The following is a 20,697-nucleotide window of genomic DNA, read 5'->3' as shown; positions in this document are numbered from 1 at the left end:
TTAAAACCTTTTCGGGAAAAGCGGGAATGGCGTCAATTTTACTAACCCGCCTTAGCCCTGCTCGTCCGGCGGACCGGCGGACGAGCAGAGGTGCATAAACAGCAAAAGCCACCCGAAGGCGGCTTTTGCTGTTTATGCACCAGTTTAATTCTTCTTCTGGCTGGCGGGGGCACCTCCTACCGAAGCCGGGGGGCTGGTGCTGCCGTCGTTCACTACTTCGGCTGTAGTTATCGCGTTGCCGTTTTTGTCCAGTTCGATTACCTCGTAGCCCAGCCGGCTCAGGCCAGGTTTTACCAGCGCTTTGTCGCCGACCACGGTAATGATCATTTTATCAACGGGCAGCAGCTTTTTGGCCAGGGCGTCGGCCTCTGCTTTGGTCATCTTGTTCAGGATCGCCATCCGCTTTTCCACAAAATCACGCGGCAGGTTATACTCGATGATGTTGTTCAGGAAAGCCGCCTTCTGGAACGCCGTTTCGTACCGCAGGGCATCCTGCTGACCAACCGAACTCTTCAGGAACGCCAGTTCAGCTTCGGTAATACCGGTTTTGCCGTAGTTGGCAATCTCCTTCACAAACTCAACCACAGAACTGTCTGTGGCCGTGGCTTTTACGCCCGCCTGCGCCGTAAACGGACCAGGCGTGTGGGTGCTGGAGAAACCCGAGCGGGCACCGTAGGTCCAGCCTTTGTCTTCGCGCAGGTTCAGGTTAATGCGGCTGTTAAACGCCCCACCCAGAATGTAGTTCATCAGATAGGCCCGGTAATAGTCACCCGTAGCATCGTACGGCATATTGGTCAGGTAACCGATGCGGATTTCCGACTGGGCCGCCTTTTCTTTATCGACCAGGAAAATACGGGTCTTATCGCCGGCCTGCGCCGGAGCCGCCGTCGGGATGGTTACGTTCTTTGCCGCCCATTTGGAGAGGAACGCCAGCTTGGGCATCACCGCCGACTGCTCCACATCACCCACGATCACCAGATTGGTTACCGACGGAGAGAGGTAGTTGCGGTAGAACGCTTTTACATCGTCCAGGCTAATGCGCTGCACTGTTTCGGCCGTACCGATCACCGGCACCGCCCGGATACTGTTATCGCCGTACAGCAGCTTGTTATACACATTGTTGGCAATAGCTACCGGCTGCGTACTCTGGTTGGCGATTGCTTCCAGTTGCTGCTTCTTTAGCCGGTTGAAGTCTTCGTCGGCAAACTTCGGATGTAGCAGTTTTTCTTCCAGCAGGGCCAGGGTTGCGTCCAGGTTCTTGGTCAGGGACTGAACAAACACCGTGATTTCTTCCGTACCGGCATTGAACGAGATGCTGCTTCCCAGTTTCTCAAGCTGGTTACTGATCTCTTCCGCCGAATATTTCTCGGTACCTTCGTTGAGCAGGCTGGCGGTTAGTTGCGCCACCCCGGCTTTCGATGGGTCGTTGGCCGACAGCAGGTGACCGCCTTTGATGGCAAAACGCATGGTTACGGTCGGTATTTCGTCGTTTTTGGTACCGATAACCCTGATACCGTTCCCGGCTTTATCGGTCCAGTACGGCGGCACATTTACGACGGGATTAGGGCCGGATGCCGGTTTCTTACTGCGGTCGAACGAGTCCCTGGCTTTAGTATAGGTCAGGCCTTTGTAACCGTAGTCGGGGGCCTTATACTGGGTCGAATCAACCTTGTAGTTGTCGGCAGCGGCTACCAGTTCCGGCTTCCCTTTGGGGTACACGCTCAGCAAAACAGCTTTTTTACCTTTGATGTACTGATTATACACCCGCATCACATCGGCTTTGGTTATGTCCTGGTAACGCTTCAGTTCCTTCGGCAGGTAGTTCGGATTACCCGTAAAGGTCTGGTACTGCGCCAACTGCGACACTTTACCGGAAACGCTCGACAGACCCTGAATAATATCGGCCTCGCGTCCGGCTTTGGCTCTGGCCAGATCATCATCCACCACCCCACGGGCATCAAATTCAGCAATGGTCCGGCGCATGATCGCTTCCAGCGTATCCGGACGAACACCCGGGTAGGCCAGCGCGGTAAAGGTAAACTCGCCGGCCAACTCAAAAGTAGGATGACTGGCATTGGCCTGAATAGCTTTCTGGTTCTTAACCATGTTTTTGTACAGCAGCGAATTTTTGCCGCCACCCAGAATTTCGGCGAGTACATCCAGAGCAGCTTCATCGGGATGATAGGTTGGCACCGTCGGGAAGGTCATCCGCACCATCGGGAAACGAATGTTGTCTTCGTACGATACATAGCGATCGTTTTGCAGCACGGCGGCCGGGACCACCGTTTTGGTTACCGCCGGTCCTTTCGGAATAGCGCCATAGTACTTTTCGACCAGCTTAACTACCTGTTTCGTATCCACATCACCCCCTACCGTGACCACGGCATTGTTGGGGCCGTACCACCGCAGGAAGAAGTTTTTCAGGTCATTCACATCCACCCGGTTCAGGTCTTCGATATAGCCAATGGTGAGCCAGGAATACGGATGGCCGTAGGGATACAGGTTTTTGGCCGACACTTCACCCGCCAGACCATACGGTCGGTTGTCGTAATTCTGACCGCGCTCGTTTTTAACGGTTGCCCGCTGAATTTCAAATTTCTTCTGGGTAACGGCATCCAGCAGGAACCCCATGCGGTCGGCCTCCAGCCAGAGCGCCCGCTCCAACTGGTTGCTGGGCAGCGTTTCGTAGTAATTGGTACGGTCGCGGTTGGTCGAGCCGTTGAGGGTACCACCCGACTCCGTCACGATTTTGAAGTGTTCTTCGTCGGCCACGTGGTCGGAGCCCTGAAACATCATGTGCTCAAAAAAGTGCGCAAACCCCGACTTGCCAATCTCCTCACGAGCCGAGCCGACATGGTAGGTAACATCCACGTGCACAATGGGGTCGGAATGATCTTCGTGAACCACGAGAGTTAAGCCGTTGGGCAGCACGTACTTCTCGTAGGGGATGACAATCTCGTTGCCTTTACGGGTTACTTTTTCTACCAGTCTGGCCTGCGAAAAAGCCGTTGAGGAGGTAAACAGGCAGAGTAACCCAATTACTGGTAAGACATTTTTTTTCATGAAAGAATGACTAAGTTTATAGGGCTGACCGGAAAGCAGCCAATAGTTAAGCAAATTACAAAAAGCCTGTTGCTCAGACAAGCACATTTTGATAAGTGGCAAAGCGACACAGGCGAGGACAAGCAGGGGGACAAACAGCCACGCCTGGCAAACGATCTCCTATACAAAACAACATTCTTGCTGGTTACCAGGTTTTCAAGCAGGTCCCCGCCCGCTCGTATCGTATGGCTTCAACGAACCTCTCTGCCAATACCCCTACCGCCCCCGTTTCTATCTGGACGGCTTTTCAAACACCTGTTTTCCGCGCGATCTGGCTGGCAGCCTTTGTGTCGAACATTGGTACCTGGATGCAGAATATGGCGGGGGTATGGCTGCTGACCACGCTCTCGAAATCACAAATACTAGTTGCGCTGATGCAAACGGCCACCAGTCTGCCGGTGTTTATGCTGAGCATTCCGGCCGGTGCCTTAGCCGATTTGCTTGACCGGCGAAAGCTCCTGCTAACCACCCAACTCTTTATGGCGGTAGTAGCCTGTTTGCTGGGTGTACTGACGCTCACCGGCAGCGTTTCACCGTATACCATCCTGTCGTTTACGTTTTTGCTGGGCATTGGGACCGCGCTGAATACGCCGGCCTGGCAGTCCATTGCCCCCGAACTGGTACCCCGGCCGGTACTGCCCGCTGCGCTGGTACTTAACGGTGTTAGCATTAACTTATCGCGGGCAATTGGTCCGGCGGTGGGTGGGATGATTATTGCCTTCTACTCGCCCGGCTATGTGTTTCTGCTGAATGGGCTATCGTTTCTGGCTACGTGTGTGGTCTTGTTCCGCTGGCAACGGAAGCAGATGGAGACCAATGTACCGGTAGAAGATTTCTTTTCGGCCTTGCGCGCCGGGCTGCGGTATGTCCAATTCTCACCCGCCATTCAGTCGATTATGGTCCGGGGCATGGCGTTTACCTTCGGCACCAGCGCGATGTGGGCGCTGCTCTCGCTGGTAGTAGCCCGGCGGTTGCAGCAGGATGCGGGCGTATATGGTCAGATGCTGACCTGGCTGGGTGCCGGGGCGGTAACGGGCGCGCTGGTCCTCAACCGGCTGGCGCAGCGCCTGCATATCGAATACCGGCTACTTGCCACTACCCTCACGCTTGCCGGCGTGAATCTGGCCCTGGCAACGGTAACCTCGGCTTTCTGGCTGTATCCGGTGATGTTTCTGGCGGGTATGGCCTGGCTGCTGACGCTGACCAGCCTGAACGTGACCATTCAGTTGAACCTGCCCAGGTGGGTACAGGCCCGCGTGCTGAGTATGTACATGCTGGCGTTTCAGGGTGGCCTGGCCATCGGCAGCATTGTCTGGGGGAACGTAGCCGAGCAGTTCAGCTTATCGACTGCATTGATGCTGGCGGCCGGCTGGCTTGGACTCGTCACCCTGCTGCCCCTGTTCTTCCGGCTCCCGTACGGACAGATGCCCGATATGACACCCGCCGAAGACTGGCCCGAGCCGCCCGCAACGCAGCCGATCCGGCCGGAGCAGGGGCCGGTGGTGGTCATGATCGAATACCGGATCAACCCCGCCGAACTGGCTGATTTCCTGAAAGCGATGGAGCCTCTGAAGCGGTTGCGGTTACGGGATGGCGCGTTGCGGGCGGGGGTCTTCTCCGACATAACCGACCCCGCCCGGCAGGTTGAGTTTTACACGGTAGCCTCCTGGGGCGAGCACCTGCGGCAGCACCACCGCTTCACCCGCGAAGATACCCGCATTGAGGAGCAGGTTCGTCGCTACCATACCGGCCCCGACCGGCCTATGGTCTCTCATTTTGTCACCCAGCCAGGTAATGAGCAGCCACCGTTTGTGTCTGATATGGAGACGATGAACGGTTAGTTCCAGGGGTTCGACCTTGTTGTAGGCGCAATAAGGCTGATCGGCTGCACAAAGGCACCGTTGGTCGCCACTATCATCTGGTAACACTACCAGATTACGTTCAGGCCTTCGCTGGTGTACTTTTTAATAGTCTCGTCTTTGCTGATCAGGGTGTAGCCCGTTTGGAGTGCCTGCCAGATCAGCATACGGTCAAAGGGATCACGGTGGTAGTTGGCAGATAATTTATGATAGGAAACGGCGGTTGCCCCATCGAGATCCAGTAACTGAAACCCGGTATCAATAGCCGCCTTTGTGAAATCTTCGGGTACTAAGCCCTCCAAATGGAGTTTTTGAATGGAGTGTTTAAGGGAGATTTCCCAGAAGCTGATTGCACTTACCCAAACTTCCTGATTCGTATCTTCCAGAATACGTATAACGGGCTTCGATAACTTCCGAGGATCTGTAACAGCCCAGATAAGCGTATGCGTATCGAGCAGGTAGCTCATAAGCCCAGAAACTCTTCCTCCGTGATCTTAAAATCGCGGGCAAACGTAACACTCCCTTTATTTTTCAAGAGCCCCAGTTGCCGTTTTACAGGCTTTTTGGCTGATTTAGGAACCAGATACGCCACAATCTCTTTTTTCTTACCAAACGCTACAGCAATCTCTTCCCCGGCTTTTACTTCCTGAATCACCTCCGAAAACCGGGCTTTCAAATCCCCAATTGTCATCGTTTTCATAGCTTCTGACTTTTGTACAAAGCTATCCTTTTCCTGACAACTTGTCAAGAATAAACCGTCCGCCACCCGATGCAAGCCCTGCTCGCCCGCGATTGCATCGCGTGGCGGGCGAGACCAGCGTTTGTAACGCGATTCGAGCTCATCAAGCAGTACACTCGCGTTACAAACGCTGGTCTCGCCCGTCGCCCGACGTAGTCAGGGACGAACAAGGACGATGAACGGCTGATTTACGCCTTACCCACCAACTCAGCCTCCTTCAGACACGCAAACACCTCGCGGTAAAAATCCGGATGCGATTGCCAGGTCTGGGCCGTTACCAGGTTCCCGTCCCGAACAGCCTGTTGGGTCGAATACGTCCCCCCGCCCATTTCGATCTCGGCGCGGACATGTTCGTAGGCGGTAAGCGTGCGGTTATTGGCTAAACCGGCCGTAACCAGAATCTGAATACCGTGGCAGATGGCAAACACCCATTTGCCCTGCCGGTCGAACTCGCGCACCACCTCCAGCAGGGCGGCATGGTTACGCAGGTACTCAGGAGCACGCCCGCCCAGCAGCAGAATGGCATCGTAATCATCCACCACAACGTCCTGAATGGTTAAATCCGATGCCAGGCAGTAGCCGGGGCGCTCGATGTAGGTATCCCAGCCGGGCTCAAAATCGTGCATCACCAGATTAAGCCGGCGCTTGCTGGGCGCGGCAATCACGGCGGTGTCGCCTTCTTCCTGAAAGCGGTGCAGGGCATACAGGGTCTCGTAGCTTTCGCCACCATCGCCGGTAACGATCAGTATCTTGCGGTTCATGGGTGTAAGAATTTGCTTTAAATTTCGTAACTTTTTTAGTTCAGTATTAAGAAGCTTTATAGAGACAGATTTTACTATCGCAAAAATCTGAATATAGTCAAAAGAAAACACCACCAGCCCGTTACCAGTGGCCTATGAACGGAATAAACATCCTGATTGTATGCGTTGCCCTGCTTGGCTTTTTGCCTCTTGTCATTTTTATGTACAAAAAGAAATTGACAAGCCGCCTTTTGACAACCGGCCTGTCTGTTAGTGCGAGTGTTTATCATATCACTACCAACAGAAAGACAAACACTACGGTAGTGTATTATCAGTTTATTGCCTCGAACGGAAGACAGTATAAGGGGAACCTAACCGCCAGGCCGGGTGAGTACAGAATAAACGGGACAATCGAGGTATTCTATTTGCCGGAAAATCCATATCACAATACGGTTAAAGGAGCCTGGAACGACAACTGGTTCCTGGCTTTTGTCATTGCTATAGCGCTCGTCATTGTCTATATGATGTATAAACTGTATGTACTGGTGAATAAGGGTACAATATGAACATCCGAATTTGATTTTACATATGATTCTTGCCTGTAAAATCACACCGTCTCCGACATAGAAGATGCCATTGAGGAGTAGTCGGACGGCCGATGCCGCTGATTTCCGCTTTTGTCCCCCTTTATTTACCGCCTTTTAAAACAGGCGGCAAAATGGATGCACTAGTTTCCTAACGGCAGATTTCACAGAAAATCCCTACGCCCCTACCCCCAACCCCGCCAACTCCTGCCACGAAATCAGCGCGATGGCCATAACGGCCAGGGCCAAACCGATTTTGTTGGCGGTCGATAGTCTCTCGTGGAAGAACAGGGCTGCGGTGAGGGCGGCTACCAGAATGACGCCGATGTTGTACAGCGGATACACAAAGGCTCCGTTGCCGCCAAAGGCCGAGAGGGCGAGCAGCAGCGTGTAAAAACTCAGGAAGTTGGGCACCCCCAGCGTTAGGGCCGCTGTCAGACTGCGTACTTCCAGCTTTTCTTTCCCCTGCACCAGCCGCACCGCGAGCATCAGCAGGCCGGCCATGATGGCCCCCAGCACCATTACGAGCGTAACCACCACAGTTTTGTCGGCCGAGGGAATGTAACGGATGTTCATATAGTTAATGAGTGTGTTGGTAGCCCCGTACAACAGAAACACGGCTATGGGCAGCAGCACATTCATGCCCCGCTTTCGGCCTTGCACGCCTTTGTCTTTCCGGAAGGTACTCAGCGCCACCGCCACCAGGGCCAGCACCAGCCCGAGGTAATTCAGGCCGTCAAACGTTTTGCCGCCCACCCGGAACACAAACAGACTGAAACAGACCGGCACCACCAGCGACAGGTTGTTGGCCAGCGAGGTCACCGTAATGCCCATCCGCTGCGTAGATTCCCCCGACAGGATAAACGTGATGATAAAACCCACACCCAGCCCCAGGGCCAGCCACGTCCAGGTCTGCGAGCCATCCAGCGTAAACGACTGCCCGGCCGGCATCAGCAGATAGCCGGTCAGAAAGCAAACCGGGTAGTTGAACACAATGGCCTGAAAGGTATTGACCCCGTAGCGGGGAAACAAGCGGAAGTTCAGCAGCAGCACCACCGATAGCAGGATGCTGATTATCAGATAAAACATAAGGGTTACGAGTAGGTACGCACAGACCACAATGGCCGGAAATCAAGGCCAAGTTGCAACGAATTACGAAGCAATATACACCGGGTCATGTCTATTTTCGTACAAACTGCCTGCTTTCAACCCGGCGGTCTCAGACGACCGGCCCCGCTGGACCGTTGACCTAATATTTCAGGAACCAAAACTGGCGACGAATATCCGCGAAGGCTGACACGCGAATGATATAGAGCCCCGGCGGAAGGTGGTAGACGGGTGACGTTAGATGTCATGCTTGTTGCTTATATCTAACGTCCATTGTATACCATCTAACAGCCAAAATCTCTACTGGTCCCGCATCTGTTTCTGCATGTCCCGGATCAGCCGGGTGTTGCCGGCCAGCCAGACCACGTCGCCAGGCAGAAAAACCGTTGAAGAGTCCGGATTCAGCAGTCGCCGGCCTTCCCGCTCAATGCCCACAATGAGCCCCTGTGTTCGCTCGCGAATGCCCGACCGGCGAATGGTCTGGCCGATGTACGGAAAGGTTTCGTCGACCATTATCCGCTCCAGCGACACCTCCTGCCCCGGTGCGTCCCCCGGTGTATCGTTGGCTTCTACCAGCGTCCGAAACTGCTCCAACTGCTGGTCCGTACCGATCACGGCCAGTTTATCACCCGGAAACAGCCGGTCATCCCGCGTCGGCACCAACCGGGTAATACTGCCCCGCTCAATAGAAACAATGTTTACCCCGTACCGCTCCCGCACCGCCAGCTCTTCCAGTGTTTTACCCACACTGGCCGATTCCGGCACGACGTCTACATAGGCCAGGTGGGCATCCCAGGGCAGCAGATTTCGACCAGGCCGGGCCACCTCCTGAAGCTGCCGGGCGTGCAGATTGACCAGAAACTGCTTCTCGATAAGCTCATACAGAAACGGAATCCGCCGGCCTATCAGCCACCAGATCATCAGCAGCAGTACAATAGCCCCAATCATCAGCGTAAACGAGAAGAGCTGGTTCAGGTAAAGCAAAATCAACCCCAACGCCAGAACAATGCGGCCGTTGTTCAGCACCACCAACGGCCCCCGGTACGCCTTTTCTTCGTTCCAGATATGGGTATACAGCGGAGGACTCACCGGCTTGAGGGCCAGCGCCCATAAGAAAGGAAGCATAAGCACCAGTGAAACCAGTCCGGTCAGTGCCTGCGCCCAGGGCCTGCCCAGCTCTTCCCGGAGCAGAAACGGCAGCAGTCCCCTGGATGCCAGCAGGATAATACCCACAACCACAACCATATTGACGAGTATGTTCTGGAGGTAGGCCCTGATCAGCAGCCGCCAGTCACTCACACTGCCGATGGTTTGTGCCCCTGTACTGTAGCTGCTCAGGATCATCCGCGTCCGCTTGCTCAGCCGCCCCTCGAGCCAGCCGGACACCGGACCGGCCGCCCGGATCAGGTACGGGGTGGTAAAGGCCGTCAGCGCCGATACCCCTACCGCAATTGGGTACAGAAACTCACTGGTTACCCGCAGGCTTACCCCCAGGGTGGCAATAATGAACGAAAACTCTCCGATCTGCGTCAGGCTCATTCCCGTCTGCAGCGCTCCCTTCAGGGGCTGCCCCGCCACCAGCGCCCCTACCGTAACATACAGCGCTTTCCCCAGAATGACAACTACCGTCAGCAGCGCAATAGGCCCGGCATACCGAACCAGCATAGCCGGGTCGATGAGCATGCCCACCGACACAAAAAAGACAGCACCAAACAGGTCCCGGATGGGTTTGAGCAGGTGTTCAATCCGCTCGGCAAACAGGGTTTCGGCCAGAATAGAGCCCATAATAAACGCACCCAGGGCCGGCGAAAATCCCACATTGGTTACCAGAATCACCATGCCCAGGCACAACGCCAGCGCAATGACCAGCAAGGTTTCGTCGCTCATGAACGTACGATTGGTCCGCAGAAACGAGGGAATGAGAAAAATACCGCCCAGAAACCAGATCACCAGAAAAAACACCAGCTTCACCACCGCCATCACCATCTCCGGACTGAAAAGCTGATTCGTAACGGCCAGCGTCGATAAAAGCACCAGCAGCAGAATAGCCACCAGGTCTTCAATGATGAGAATACCGAACACCAGGCCGGCAAACTGCTGGGTTTTTACCCCCAGCTCGTCAAAAGCCCGGAAGATGATGGTTGTGGATGAAATGGCCACTATGCCACCCAGGAAAATGCTGTCCATGGTCGACCAGCCCAGGACCTGACCTGTCAGGTAACCCAGCCCCATCATTCCGCTAATTTCAATAATACCGGTCAGGGCGGCCGTTCCGCCTACCTGAGCCAGCTTTTTGATGCTGAACTCCAGCCCCAGATTGAACAGCAGAAAGATAACGCCGATCTCGGCCCAGATGCGGATAGTATCCTGATCGGTAATGGTAGGAAACAAAGGCAGATTAGGGCCTACCAGCAATCCGGCCAGGATGTAGCCCAGCACCAGCGGCTGTTTCAACCGCTTGAAGAGTAGGGTTGTAACGGCCGCTGCACCCAGAATTAATGCCAGGTCACGGATCAGGTGGGGTACATGAACCATATTGAATCACAAAATCAGAATACAGGTATACGAATAGCATATTTGGCACCCGGTCTTATGTCAACCAGGACCGGACCGGCTATTGTTTTCAAAAAAGCAGATGACCTTTTGCCGGGCGTTTATCGCGGCCCTGACCCAACAGCCGGTCTGCCCGCCGATATCGACGTAGTAGTATCCCGGTAACAATGAATAGGATTGCGGCAGTTGCCCTTGTGAGTGAGCAGAGCATAGCCGTGGGTTGCTTCAAACCGCAGGTACTCACAACCCTCCAGCGTGATTACCCGATAGGTTGGAGCTATTTGTCGGCGCTCTTCAAGTTTCCGGGCTTGCTTTTCTCCATACTCCTGACAATTTACAAGCCCAAAGGCCGTACATAGCAGTGCAAAGGGCGCGCCCATGAAATATTTCTTTCTATAAATGTTCATACAGGGTGATCGTTAATGAATGGCAGATACTACCTCATTTACTAAACTCAGCTACCGCTCGCCAGGCACAGGCGAAACCATTAAGCGTTGGCCCGGAAGACAGGTTACCAGGATTACATAGACATAATCAGCCGGCCGTCAAGAGGGTTGGCCGGCGCTTGCAAGCAACTGGAAAGAAAAAGGAGAAATCGGTCAGGGGGCATTAATGGCAATCTGATGCTCCAGGAGTGCACGCAGAAAAGCCAGCGAAAAGAAAGGCCGATAGTGCAGTAAAAACCACAGCCGCGTAAATAACCGGTAAATGGCTGTGGGTATTACCGGCAGGAAAGCCGCTGACGAAAATACAGGTGTACTTAACCGGAAATTCAGCAGCGCCATTGGCGGCTGAATCTGAGCATCCGAAAAACGGCAGGACCGCTGCCGGGGATAAGCCGAAAGATAGGTCTGCCGCTCCGCCAGAGGCTCCGCATCTGCCGATACTAGCGGCAGAAACACCAGCAGCAACGCTCCCCACAGCCCCATTATCCGGCTGATGGCACGCCCTGTATTCAGCATCCTTTCTTTCATAACGCAAACAAAAGTCGTGTATTTCCCCAAGAAGCGCAACCGGTAAAACGCAGGTCGTACGCCAACATTCGGCCTAATTGCTTAACTTGCCTCTTGTAATGCGTTTAACCTGTTTCCTCACTATTCTACGTTGCATGACTCGTCTTTTGATCCAGTTTGCGCATCCGGCTTTAGAGAAATCCAGAGTACATCGACGGTTGCTGACGATGACCAGGTCGCTTGATTTCGTCACCATCAATGACCTCTACGAAAATTATCCTGATTTCGATATCGACGTGGAACGGGAGCAGCGCCTGTTGCTGGAACACGAATACATTATTTTGCAACACCCGTTTTACTGGTACAGTTCTCCAGCCATTGTAAAACAGTGGGAAGATCTGGTGCTTGAACATGGCTGGGCCTATGGCCGGGAAGGGGTGGCGCTCGCCGGCAAGAAAATGATGAACGTGATTACAACCGGCGGACGCCAGGAGGTGTACCAGGAAAATGGCTTCAATCGCTTCACGGTCCGTCAGTTTCTGGCCCCCTTCGACCAGACGGCCAACCTGTGCAAAATGACCTACCTCCCTCCGTTTGTCATTCACGGCACACACCGCATGACCGAAGATGATATCCGCAACTACGTAAAGCGCTATCAGCAGTTTCTGGAACTGCTGGCCGCCGGGCAGCTTGATCTGGATGCAGTGAAAAATATAGAGAACCTCAACGACCTTATTCCCCACAATCAACTGTTATGAGTCGTACTGTACTGCTTCAGGCTATTATTTATCTTGCTTCCGGCGTTGTATTCGTTCCGCTGGCCAAGCGGCTGGGGCTGGGGTCGGTGCTGGGCTACCTGCTGGCGGGCGTGGCTATTGGGCCGGCCGTGCTGGGCCTGGTCGGGGCCGAGGGGCAGGACATCATGCACTTTGCCGAGTTTGGTGTTGTTATTATGCTCTTCCTGATCGGCCTCGAACTGGAACCCGAACTGCTCTGGAAATTACGCATACCCATTTTAGGGCTGGGGGGCCTGCAGGTATTGCTCACCACCCTGCTCATTGGCGGGCTGGCCATGCTGGCAGGTCTCGCCTGGCAGCCTGCCCTGGCGCTGGGCATGATCCTGTCTATGTCGTCGACGGCCATTGTGCTCCAAACCATGAACGAGAAAGGGCTCATGCAGACCTCAACCGGGCAGAGCACGTTTTCGGTACTGCTGTTTCAGGATATTGCCGTCATCCCAATCCTGGCCCTGTTACCGCTGCTGGCTACCTACCCGATAACGTCCCTGACCGATGACCACGGCCACGATTCGCTGGTAGATGGGTTACCCGGCTGGAGCCGGATGCTGGTGGTCCTGGCAGCCGTTCTGACCGTTGTGTTTCTGGGGCGGGTGGTGATGCGTCCGGTCTTCCAGATTATTGCCCGTACCGGTCTGCGGGAGGTGTTTATCGCCACGGCCCTGCTGCTGGTAGTGGGGGTAGCGGTACTAATGGAAACGGTCGGACTCAGCCCCGCCCTGGGCTCCTTTGTGGCTGGCGTAGTACTCGCAAACAGCGAATACAAACACGAACTGGAAAGTGATATTGACCCGTTCAAAGGGCTCCTGCTGGGCTTGTTCTTTATTTCCGTGGGCGCTTCTATCGACTTCGGACTTATTCTGGCGAACCCTGGTCTCATTGCGGCTATTGTTGTAGGCATGATGCTGGCCAAAGCCACCGTGCTGGCTTTGCTGGGCCATCGGTTCAAACTCAGTACCGATCAGAACCTCACCTTCGCCCTGGCCTTATGCCAGGTTGGCGAATTTGCGTTTGTGTTGCTGTCCTTTGCGCTGCAAAACGGTATCCTGCCAGCCCAACTGGTCAGTCTTCTGACGGCTTCTGTGGCGATCAGTATGGCCCTGACGCCCCTGGTTTTTCTGGCCAACGAGAAACTCCTTCTGCCCCGGATCGGTACCCGGCAAACGCCCGAAAAACAAGCGGATCATATCGATGAACACCACCCGGTCATTATCGCTGGTTTTGGGCGGTTCGGTAATATTGTCGGGCGGTTTCTTCGTGCCAATAAAATTGGAACCACCGTCCTCGACTTCGACTCCGACCGGGTCGATACGCTCCGTCGAATCGGTATAAAAGTGTATTATGGCGATGCCTCCCGGTACGATTTATTGCGCTCGGCCGGTGCCGAACACGCTAAACTCATCATTGTAGCGCTGGAAACACCGGAGAAATCAAAAGCCCTGGTCGATACGGTGCAGAAGCATTTTCCCCACCTCGAAATACTGGTTAAAGCACACGATCGCGACGATGCCTACGATTTTATGGACTCGGGGGTCGGGCATATTTACCGGGAAACTATCGACACGTCTCTACGGATGGGGGTCGATGCCATGAAGCTGCTGGGCATACGGGCGTATCATTCCCAGCGGGCGGCCCGGCTCTTTCTGAAACACGATGACAAAGCCCTGGCCGATCTGGCTGCGGTGCGGCACGACCGGAAGCAGTACTTCTCTACCGCCCGCCGGCGCATCCAGGAACTGGAACAACTGATCGGCTCCGACGAAAACGACCGCTGGCTACAGGAAGTTGAGGAAGGCTGGGACCCCGAGAGCCTTCGCGAAGAAGCCAACCGCATGGCTCCCCTGAGGCCGGAGAACGGAACCGGCGATCCGGTTCCCGCCTGACAAACCATATACTCAGTTCGTAGCAAATTGGAAAGCAGTTGGGCTGGTTCAGTTGTTTACCACTAAAGATTATGCAACCTTTGTCGACTTAATCCTCTACAGTCCATGCAAATCTCAAAACACAAAGTAGCCGGCATCAATTACACGCTTCGCGATAATGACGGCAACGTACTTGACTCCAGTGAGGGGCGCGATCCGCTCTACTACCTGCACGGAGAAGGCAATCTGATTCCAGGCATGGAAGAAGGCCTCGAAGGCAAAGAAGAAGGTGACAAATTCGAATTGAAGGTATCTCCCGATAAAGGTTACGGTGACCGTGATCCTGAACTGGTGCAGGAGGTTCCCCGCAGTGCCTTCGGTACGCAGGAGGTTCGGCCGGGTATGCAGTTTCAGGCCAACCACGGTCAGGTAGTGACTGTTACCCAGGTTGGTAGTGATCAGGTTACCATCGATGCCAACCACCCCCTGGCCGGGCAGGAACTGAATTTCGACGTTGAAGTGATTGAAGTTCGCGACGCCACGCCGGAAGAAATCGCCCACGGCCACGTTCACGGCCCCGATGGGCATGCCGGGCACTAATGTACGTTGAAAAAGGCCGTTTTTACGGCCTTTTTTGTTTGGCTCATCGCCTAGGTGCCGCGTCTGTTGCGTACAGCGTCCGGGCGATGAACTCATTGCGAAATTTCTCTTTTGGATCGTACTGCTGCACCAGCTTTTTGAAATCCGGCAGCCGCTCATAAAGGGCCTGTAGTTTTGCCGGTGCCATCGTAAAGAGTTTTCCCCAGTGCGGCCGGGCCTTATACGGTGCCAGCGCATTCTCAATCAGAGGCAATACGTTGCTCACCGCCGGCCAGTTCTGTTTCCAGGTAAAGTGCAGGGCAATGCTTGGTTGCTTATAACAGGGGCTCATCCACAGGTCATCGGCGGCAATGCTGCGGATCTCCGAGATCATCAGGTGCGGGCTGATCTGATTACGCAGCCGTTCCACCGCCAGAATGGCGTCGACGGCATGCTGCCGGGGCACAAAATATTCAGACTGCAACTCCTTACCACTGCTGGGCGTAAATCCCATTCGGAAATGTGGCAGTCGTTCGTACCACGGCCCCGCTACCCCCATCTGCTCCGTGCAGTTTTCGGCGGAGAGATCGGCTATCGGGTGCAGATTCTTTTTGGCTTGCTTAGCTCCGTAGAACTCAGCTTCCGGTCTGAAAACAACGCCTGCTTCCAGCCGGCTTTTTATCCATACTTCATTGACCCGCTGCTTCTGCCAGTCGGTAAACAGGCTGACGCTATAGCCGCTCGCCATAATGGCGTCAAAATGCTGTTTTAACTGGCTGAGCGGCAGGCTTTCGTACACATACTGCTTCATCATAAACGTCGGCAACAGGTCGAGCGTAACTTTGGTAACTACACCCAGTGCACCCAACCCCACTACGGCTCCGCGAAACGCATCGCCATCCTGCTGGCGCGATAACTTCACCACCTCGCCGTTGGCTGTTACTAATTCCAGCCCCGACACCGCCGTGGCCAGGTTACCATTTTTCACACCTGAACCGTGGGTGGCTGTTGCGCAGGCCCCGGCAATGGATATGTGCGGCAGTGAGGCCAGATTATGAAGCGCAAAACCTTGTTTATGCAGATACGGAGCTAACTGGCCATACTTGAGTCCGGCATCTACCGTTACGGTGCGGGCGGGCGCATTAATAGCCACAGCCTGTTCGTCAGGTTTGGGCGAGACGAGGTTCCGGGTACTGTCGGCGATTCCGTTGAAACAGTGTCGGGTCCCCAACACCCTTAGTTTATCGAGCTTTTTTACAAGTGCCCGGAGTTCCTCTACCGATACAGGCTGGTGCAGCCGGTCAGTACTATAGGTATAATTTCCCGCCCAGTTCTTTAGCTTCGGATCACCGGCCCAACTCAACAGGGGCGAAAGTACAGGACTGGCTATCATGGCCGACGATAACTTGATAAAAGTACGCTTTCTCATACGTGTAAGGGTCTGGGCGAATGTAACGGAATAATTGCAAATGATAAAGTGTCTGTCCTTGACCCTCTCGAGTTGGTCAGCGGCTCTGCTTCCGGTCATGCTCCGGTTAACCATGAGTTCGTAAACGGTTATCTGGTTACTGAATTGCCGTATTATCTTTACTGACGAAACGTACACTACATGAATCATGAAAAAACTTTTTTATTTAGCCCTAACCGCCTGCTTAAGCCTACCGGCACTGGCCCAAACGGATGCGAGCGCAAACACATTTTCGGTAAAAGTAAATGGTAAAGAGTGGAAGGGCAAAGCGCAGCGACTGGCACTGCCGTTAGGCTTGAACTACATTGCCATCGCGGGTATGTCGGTCAACCCTGACATTCAGACCTGGGTCCGGTTTGTGTACATGGATAACCTGAAGCCCGGCACTTACCAAATTGTTCGTGAAGCCGACATGGAGAGCAAACTCCGGTCAAACGGTATGATTGCCTTAGTAGACTACACCGAAGAAACGGGTAAGCTGGGCATGGGCTTTCATGATGGAGAATCGAATGAAGGAACGGTGACCATCACTAAAGTGACAGACACTTCGATTGAAGGAACATTTGAAGCAAAGCTAAAAGGCGTTTACTACCAGAAACGAGCGTCTGCCGTACTCACTGGTTTGGGTATTCAGAATAACCTGGAAGAAAAAGCCATTACGGCCGCCGGTGGTGGTATGCTGGTTAAAGGCGATCCGCACGAACACGACAACTGCCGCAAGACCAACAAAACAGATGAAATCACGCTGACTGAAGGCACATTCAAGGTAACCTGGAATAGCAATCAGGCGCAGAAAAAAAGTAAGTAGGCAGTGGGCAGTTGCTGGTTGGCAGTAATTTGTCTAAAGATACCACTTTTACAAATCAGAAAACTCAGTTAAAAGCCTGCGAAAGCCGGCTTTTTGCTTTATTAGCGCTCCACCAACTGCCAACTACTGTATGTCCTTACCCATTCACCCTGACCTTGCCCCAATTACCCGCCACTTGCGGGCCATGTATAGTTCCCGTTTACTCATTGCTGCGGTTCACCACCTGCATGTATTCGATGAATTAGCGGATGGCCCACTTTCAATAAACGAGTTACGCATGCGGCTCGGCTTAAAGGAGCGCCCGGCCATGGTTCTGTTCCCCGCTCTTTGCGCAATGGACATGCTGAGCTACAATGACTCCGGTCAGCTTCAACTTACAGAGGGAGGGTGTTACCTTACTCAACAATCAGTACCCACACTGGCCGGCTATGTGGGCCTGGAAAAGAGTGACCCGGCGGTTCTAGAAATGGTGGAGCGGCTGAAACATGACGGGCCGCTTGAGGCTCCGTCCGGCATTGCCTATGTCAAAGAAGGAGAAGGCCCATCTCCCATGGATGATCCGGAAGTCGCCCGACGGCTGACACTTGCCCTGGCCGGCCGGGCACAAATTTTAGCGCCAATTGTAGCCGATAAACTGCCAAAGCATAACGGTCACCTGGTAGACGTAGCCGGCGGCTCCGGCTTTTTCACCTACGAATGGCTGCTGGTGAACCCCGACGCCACTGCCACCGTGCTGGACCGTCCGCAGGTCTTAGCCGTCGCAGCCGAATGTCTGTTCACGTTCTCGCAGAGTGGTCGTCATGGTGCCCATACGGTTCCCGAGCGAGTTACCTTTCTGCCCGGCGATATGCTAACCGACGAATTACCCCAAACCGACCTGCTGCTGGCCGCCAGCCTCTTTCACGACTGGCCCACAGAAACCTGCCAATTACTGGCCCGACGCTTTGCTGATGCTTTAGTATCCGGAGGAGAGTTATGGGTACACGATGCTTTTCTGGACGATACGATGGATGGGCCACAGGCAGTCACAGACTACTCTGCTCAACTTTTCTGGGTTACCAAAGGGCGAGCGTACAGTCGCAACGAATACAGACAGTGGTTTGCCGAAGCGGGGTTAATGCCGAGCGACAAAAACAGTTCTACTCAGATGGATTACGGATTGATTTGGGCCAGAAAACCGTAGCATTAGAGATTTTATGCGTAGACGAACAGCGCGGCTGCATAGGTTGAAAGCGTTAAGCGTGCCAAAAATCGAGAAAAGTTGAGAATTGTGTCACCTTTATGGTCGCCAAAATGAAGACCGCGCTTTCAAAAAAATTATTATTGAACGGTAATGACGAGTCATTAAATAATGAGTATTGTTGTTTAACATTTATCAGAATGGTCGTATTTTACACCAGGGCCTGATTACTTATTTTCACTTTTATAACCAGGGACGCACCAATCGTTAGGCTATCAGACGCCTGGGGAGTTATTTAACAGGGAAAGGAAAGCGAAAAAGTACAATATTTGTCTCCTGCTCAGTTAAGTTTAATCTAGCCCAGAACCTGCCATACATTTATGGAATAGTATAATTTACGTAATCTGTTTCGCTTTTATTTTCTTAGTAAAGCAGTAAGAATCCTATTTAAGCAAAGTTGTATATCCATGTTTTACTAGTTATTTCTTAATTCATTTCACCCTTAAAAAGTACACAAATATGAAAAAGTTACTAATGCCTGCTGTTATGGGCGTACTGTTCCTGGTTGGTTTAACATCCATGATTAGCACACCGCCACCACCACCTTATGATTGCGAAAGCGATTGCAGTGTTTTCGTTGGCTGGGGGCTGTTCCCCACTGAGGGGGCTTGCATGAGCGCCTGCCGGACCTGTACAAATCCTGCCTCTAACAATGACAAATCTGCTACCTATGCCGTTTGTATGTGCAAAATTGCAGGGCCTTTTTACAATATTGAAAACGGAGGGCAAAAGAACTTTGGCCAATGTGTCGAGATGATAAAGAAGAATTAAACAGATACTCGTGTATTATAAAGGCAGGAAAAGATACTTTTCCTGCCTTTATAATACACGAAACATTGTTCCGAACCTTATAAATGAATACGATAAAATATATCCTTGGAAGAAGATCATTGACCTTACTGCTTGTTGTTCTATGTTGGAGCTTGTGTGGGTACTTAATGCTTCGTTCCACGCAGGTAAGAACCAACATTATTAGTTTACCCGACCTATGCCGGCTTATTTTCGGCACGAGTTGCGATAAAGCGCTGTCGAGTTCTATTGCCTGGCATCTGGGTTATCCTCTATCAAGCTGGGGCCTGGTCTATTTTGGTCTGCTAGGGCTATTGGTATCTATTCGGGAATTGCTTACCGACCGGCTGGCAACTCTACTGGCTGCCCTCGGGGCAGGGGTTAGTATAATACTAGGTGTTCTTATTATTGATGGGCATATTGCCTGCCCATTGTGCTTAGTCATTCATTTAGCTAATATTCTGATTCTAATTAGCTTAGCGTCAAATACCCCAGGCGTTCGGACCGCTGCTTTGTTTACATTCCAAAAGCAAGCCAGCCCCCCCTACACCCTCGTACAGTGGGCGGCTCTGGTTTTAGTTACCCTTTTTGTTGGTGGGATATCAGAGATAGGCATATTGCAAAAATCCCTCAACAGACAGCCAGCGGTTGATCTTGATGAAGTCGCCCAAAATTTTCAGACGGCAAAAGTTGAGGCTATTCCTATAAGCGCTAACCGATCAGTTTTGGGTTCAGCCAGGGCCCCTGTTCAGGTTGTTGTCTTCAGTAGCTTTCAATGCCCGGCCTGTAAGACACTAGCGCCTTCGTTGGCACACATTTATAAAAAATTCGGTAATTCAATAGGCATTTCATTCAGGAACTTTCCGCTTAGTTCAGCTTGTAACATGGCCTTAAGTGAAGATATGCAACCGCGATCCTGTGAGGCTGCCTTTGCAACCGTCGCTGCTGAACAACAGAATCGCTTCTGGAACTACCATGATCATCTTTTTGAGACAAGCCTGGAGCAAAATGATAAGACACTTACCTCCATTGCAAAAAATATAGGTTTAGATATAGACAAATGGAACCGGGACAGAAACTCAGAAGAAGTCAAAAAAATAATAGCAGATGATTTAGCTATAGCGTATAAACTAGGCATAAATGCTACACCAACTGTATTCATTAATGGTCGCCGGGTAAATAGTTTTCAAGAATCGGTTCTAACTTTTATTATAAAGAACGAACTAAAAAAATAGTTTAGTAAAGCTAATCTGTTAGCTCTTGAATCAACCGCCCTCTGAGTAGTAATCCGACAAAAAATATAGTTAACTCATCGGCAAATTGAACACAAGTCGATTCGGAAGAGTATCATTAAGCGAGTAAGGAAACCTAAAAACGCCAAAAGCCGACTTTGTGGGTCGGCTTTGTCTGGCTTGATAGTTGAGGTGGCAGCTACCTACTCTCCCACCGGTGAAGGCAGTACCATCGGCGTTACGGGGCTTAACGGCTCTGTTCGATATGGTAAGAGGTGTCCACCC

The 20,697-nt window shown here is 52.8% G+C and carries 18 protein-coding genes and 1 rRNA gene; 9 read left to right on the top strand and 10 right to left on the bottom strand.

Features of this window, described 5'->3' with window-relative positions; genetic code table 11:
* Nucleotides 1-144 precede the first annotated feature (144 nt).
* On the bottom strand, nt 145-3,063 hold the full coding sequence (locus ABD931_RS25535) for a M16 family metallopeptidase (protein WP_345270864.1): 2,919 nt from the start codon (nt 3,061-3,063) through the stop codon (nt 145-147).
* Between the two features lie 224 nt (nt 3,064-3,287).
* Between ABD931_RS25535 and ABD931_RS25530 the strand changes: the two genes are divergently transcribed.
* Nucleotides 3,288-4,943, top strand: a complete 1,656-nt coding sequence (locus ABD931_RS25530) for an MFS transporter (protein WP_345270863.1) — start codon at nt 3,288-3,290, stop codon at nt 4,941-4,943.
* A gap of 86 nt (nt 4,944-5,029) precedes the next feature.
* On the opposite strand, the gene ABD931_RS25525 is transcribed toward ABD931_RS25530, so the two are convergent.
* The 3 genes from ABD931_RS25525 to ABD931_RS25515 form a co-directional block, all read right to left on the bottom strand.
* Nucleotides 5,030-5,428 (bottom strand): type II toxin-antitoxin system VapC family toxin, encoded by a 399-nt coding sequence (locus tag ABD931_RS25525; protein WP_345270862.1) that lies wholly within the window; start codon nt 5,426-5,428, stop codon nt 5,030-5,032.
* Complete coding sequence (locus ABD931_RS25520; protein ID WP_345270861.1) at nt 5,425-5,661, bottom strand: type II toxin-antitoxin system Phd/YefM family antitoxin; 237 nt, start codon at nt 5,659-5,661, stop codon at nt 5,425-5,427. The genes ABD931_RS25525 and ABD931_RS25520 overlap by 4 nt, the downstream gene beginning before the upstream one ends.
* Nucleotides 5,662-5,888: 227 nt before the next feature.
* Nucleotides 5,889-6,461: a DJ-1/PfpI family protein gene (locus ABD931_RS25515; protein WP_345270860.1), complete on the bottom strand. Its 573-nt coding sequence runs from the start codon at nt 6,459-6,461 to the stop codon at nt 5,889-5,891.
* Between the two features lie 134 nt (nt 6,462-6,595).
* On the opposite strand from ABD931_RS25515, the gene ABD931_RS29325 reads away from it, so the two are divergent.
* Nucleotides 6,596-7,006, top strand: a complete 411-nt coding sequence (locus tag ABD931_RS29325; RefSeq protein WP_370469355.1) for a DUF3592 domain-containing protein — start codon at nt 6,596-6,598, stop codon at nt 7,004-7,006.
* A gap of 195 nt (nt 7,007-7,201) precedes the next feature.
* Here ABD931_RS29325 and ABD931_RS25510 read toward each other — a convergent pair whose 3' ends face one another.
* The 4 genes from ABD931_RS25510 to ABD931_RS25495 form a co-directional block, all read right to left on the bottom strand.
* Nucleotides 7,202-8,113: a DMT family transporter gene (locus tag ABD931_RS25510; RefSeq protein WP_345270859.1), complete on the bottom strand. Its 912-nt coding sequence runs from the start codon at nt 8,111-8,113 to the stop codon at nt 7,202-7,204.
* Between the two features lie 318 nt (nt 8,114-8,431).
* A complete protein-coding gene (locus ABD931_RS25505; RefSeq protein WP_345270858.1) occupies nt 8,432-10,666 on the bottom strand; it encodes a monovalent cation:proton antiporter family protein in 2,235 nt (744 codons plus the stop codon).
* A 119-nt stretch (nt 10,667-10,785) separates the two neighbouring features.
* Nucleotides 10,786-11,091: a hypothetical protein gene (locus tag ABD931_RS25500; protein WP_345270857.1), complete on the bottom strand. Its 306-nt coding sequence runs from the start codon at nt 11,089-11,091 to the stop codon at nt 10,786-10,788.
* Nucleotides 11,092-11,283: 192 nt separating this feature from the next.
* Nucleotides 11,284-11,658, bottom strand: a complete 375-nt coding sequence (locus tag ABD931_RS25495) for a hypothetical protein (RefSeq protein WP_345270856.1) — start codon at nt 11,656-11,658, stop codon at nt 11,284-11,286.
* A 134-nt stretch (nt 11,659-11,792) separates the two neighbouring features.
* Between ABD931_RS25495 and kefF the strand changes: the two genes are divergently transcribed.
* From kefF to ABD931_RS25480, 3 genes are all read left to right on the top strand, one after another.
* Complete coding sequence (gene kefF / locus ABD931_RS25490) at nt 11,793-12,395, top strand: glutathione-regulated potassium-efflux system oxidoreductase KefF (RefSeq protein ID WP_345270855.1); 603 nt, start codon at nt 11,793-11,795, stop codon at nt 12,393-12,395.
* Nucleotides 12,392-14,317 (top strand): monovalent cation:proton antiporter-2 (CPA2) family protein, encoded by a 1,926-nt coding sequence (locus ABD931_RS25485; RefSeq protein ID WP_345270854.1) that lies wholly within the window; start codon nt 12,392-12,394, stop codon nt 14,315-14,317. The genes kefF and ABD931_RS25485 overlap by 4 nt, the downstream gene beginning before the upstream one ends.
* Before the next feature lie 105 nt (nt 14,318-14,422).
* Nucleotides 14,423-14,896 carry an FKBP-type peptidyl-prolyl cis-trans isomerase gene (locus tag ABD931_RS25480; RefSeq protein ID WP_345270853.1) on the top strand — a complete coding sequence of 158 codons (474 nt, stop codon included), beginning with the start codon at nt 14,423-14,425 and terminating at the stop codon, nt 14,894-14,896.
* Nucleotides 14,897-14,939: 43 nt separating this feature from the next.
* Here the strand turns inward: ABD931_RS25480 and ABD931_RS25475 are convergent, their stop codons facing one another.
* A complete protein-coding gene (locus ABD931_RS25475) occupies nt 14,940-16,304 on the bottom strand; it encodes a D-arabinono-1,4-lactone oxidase (protein WP_345270852.1) in 1,365 nt (454 codons plus the stop codon).
* Nucleotides 16,305-16,491: 187 nt separating this feature from the next.
* Between ABD931_RS25475 and ABD931_RS25470 the strand changes: the two genes are divergently transcribed.
* The 4 genes from ABD931_RS25470 to ABD931_RS25455 all read left to right on the top strand — a co-directional run bounded on the left by ABD931_RS25470 (nt 16,492) and on the right by ABD931_RS25455 (nt 20,415).
* Nucleotides 16,492-17,151 (top strand): hypothetical protein, encoded by a 660-nt coding sequence (locus ABD931_RS25470; protein ID WP_345270851.1) that lies wholly within the window; start codon nt 16,492-16,494, stop codon nt 17,149-17,151.
* Nucleotides 17,152-17,281: 130 nt separating this feature from the next.
* Entirely contained in the window at nt 17,282-18,334 is a 1,053-nt protein-coding gene (locus ABD931_RS25465) for a methyltransferase (RefSeq protein WP_345270850.1), read from the top strand.
* A gap of 516 nt (nt 18,335-18,850) precedes the next feature.
* Nucleotides 18,851-19,162, top strand: a complete 312-nt coding sequence (locus ABD931_RS25460; protein WP_345270849.1) for a hypothetical protein — start codon at nt 18,851-18,853, stop codon at nt 19,160-19,162.
* An 83-nt stretch (nt 19,163-19,245) separates the two neighbouring features.
* Complete coding sequence (locus ABD931_RS25455) at nt 19,246-20,415, top strand: thioredoxin domain-containing protein (RefSeq protein WP_345270848.1); 1,170 nt, start codon at nt 19,246-19,248, stop codon at nt 20,413-20,415.
* 187 nt (nt 20,416-20,602) lie between these two features.
* On the opposite strand, the gene rrf is transcribed toward ABD931_RS25455, so the two are convergent.
* A 5S ribosomal RNA gene (gene rrf / locus ABD931_RS29400) occupies nt 20,603-20,697 on the bottom strand; the annotation flags it as partial.

This window comes from Nibrella viscosa (assembly GCF_039541875.1).
In the GTDB taxonomy this organism is placed as follows: domain Bacteria; phylum Bacteroidota; class Bacteroidia; order Cytophagales; family Spirosomataceae; genus Nibrella; species Nibrella viscosa.
Note: the sequence above shows the minus strand (reverse complement) of the source record. Positions and strands in the feature narration are given on the sequence as shown.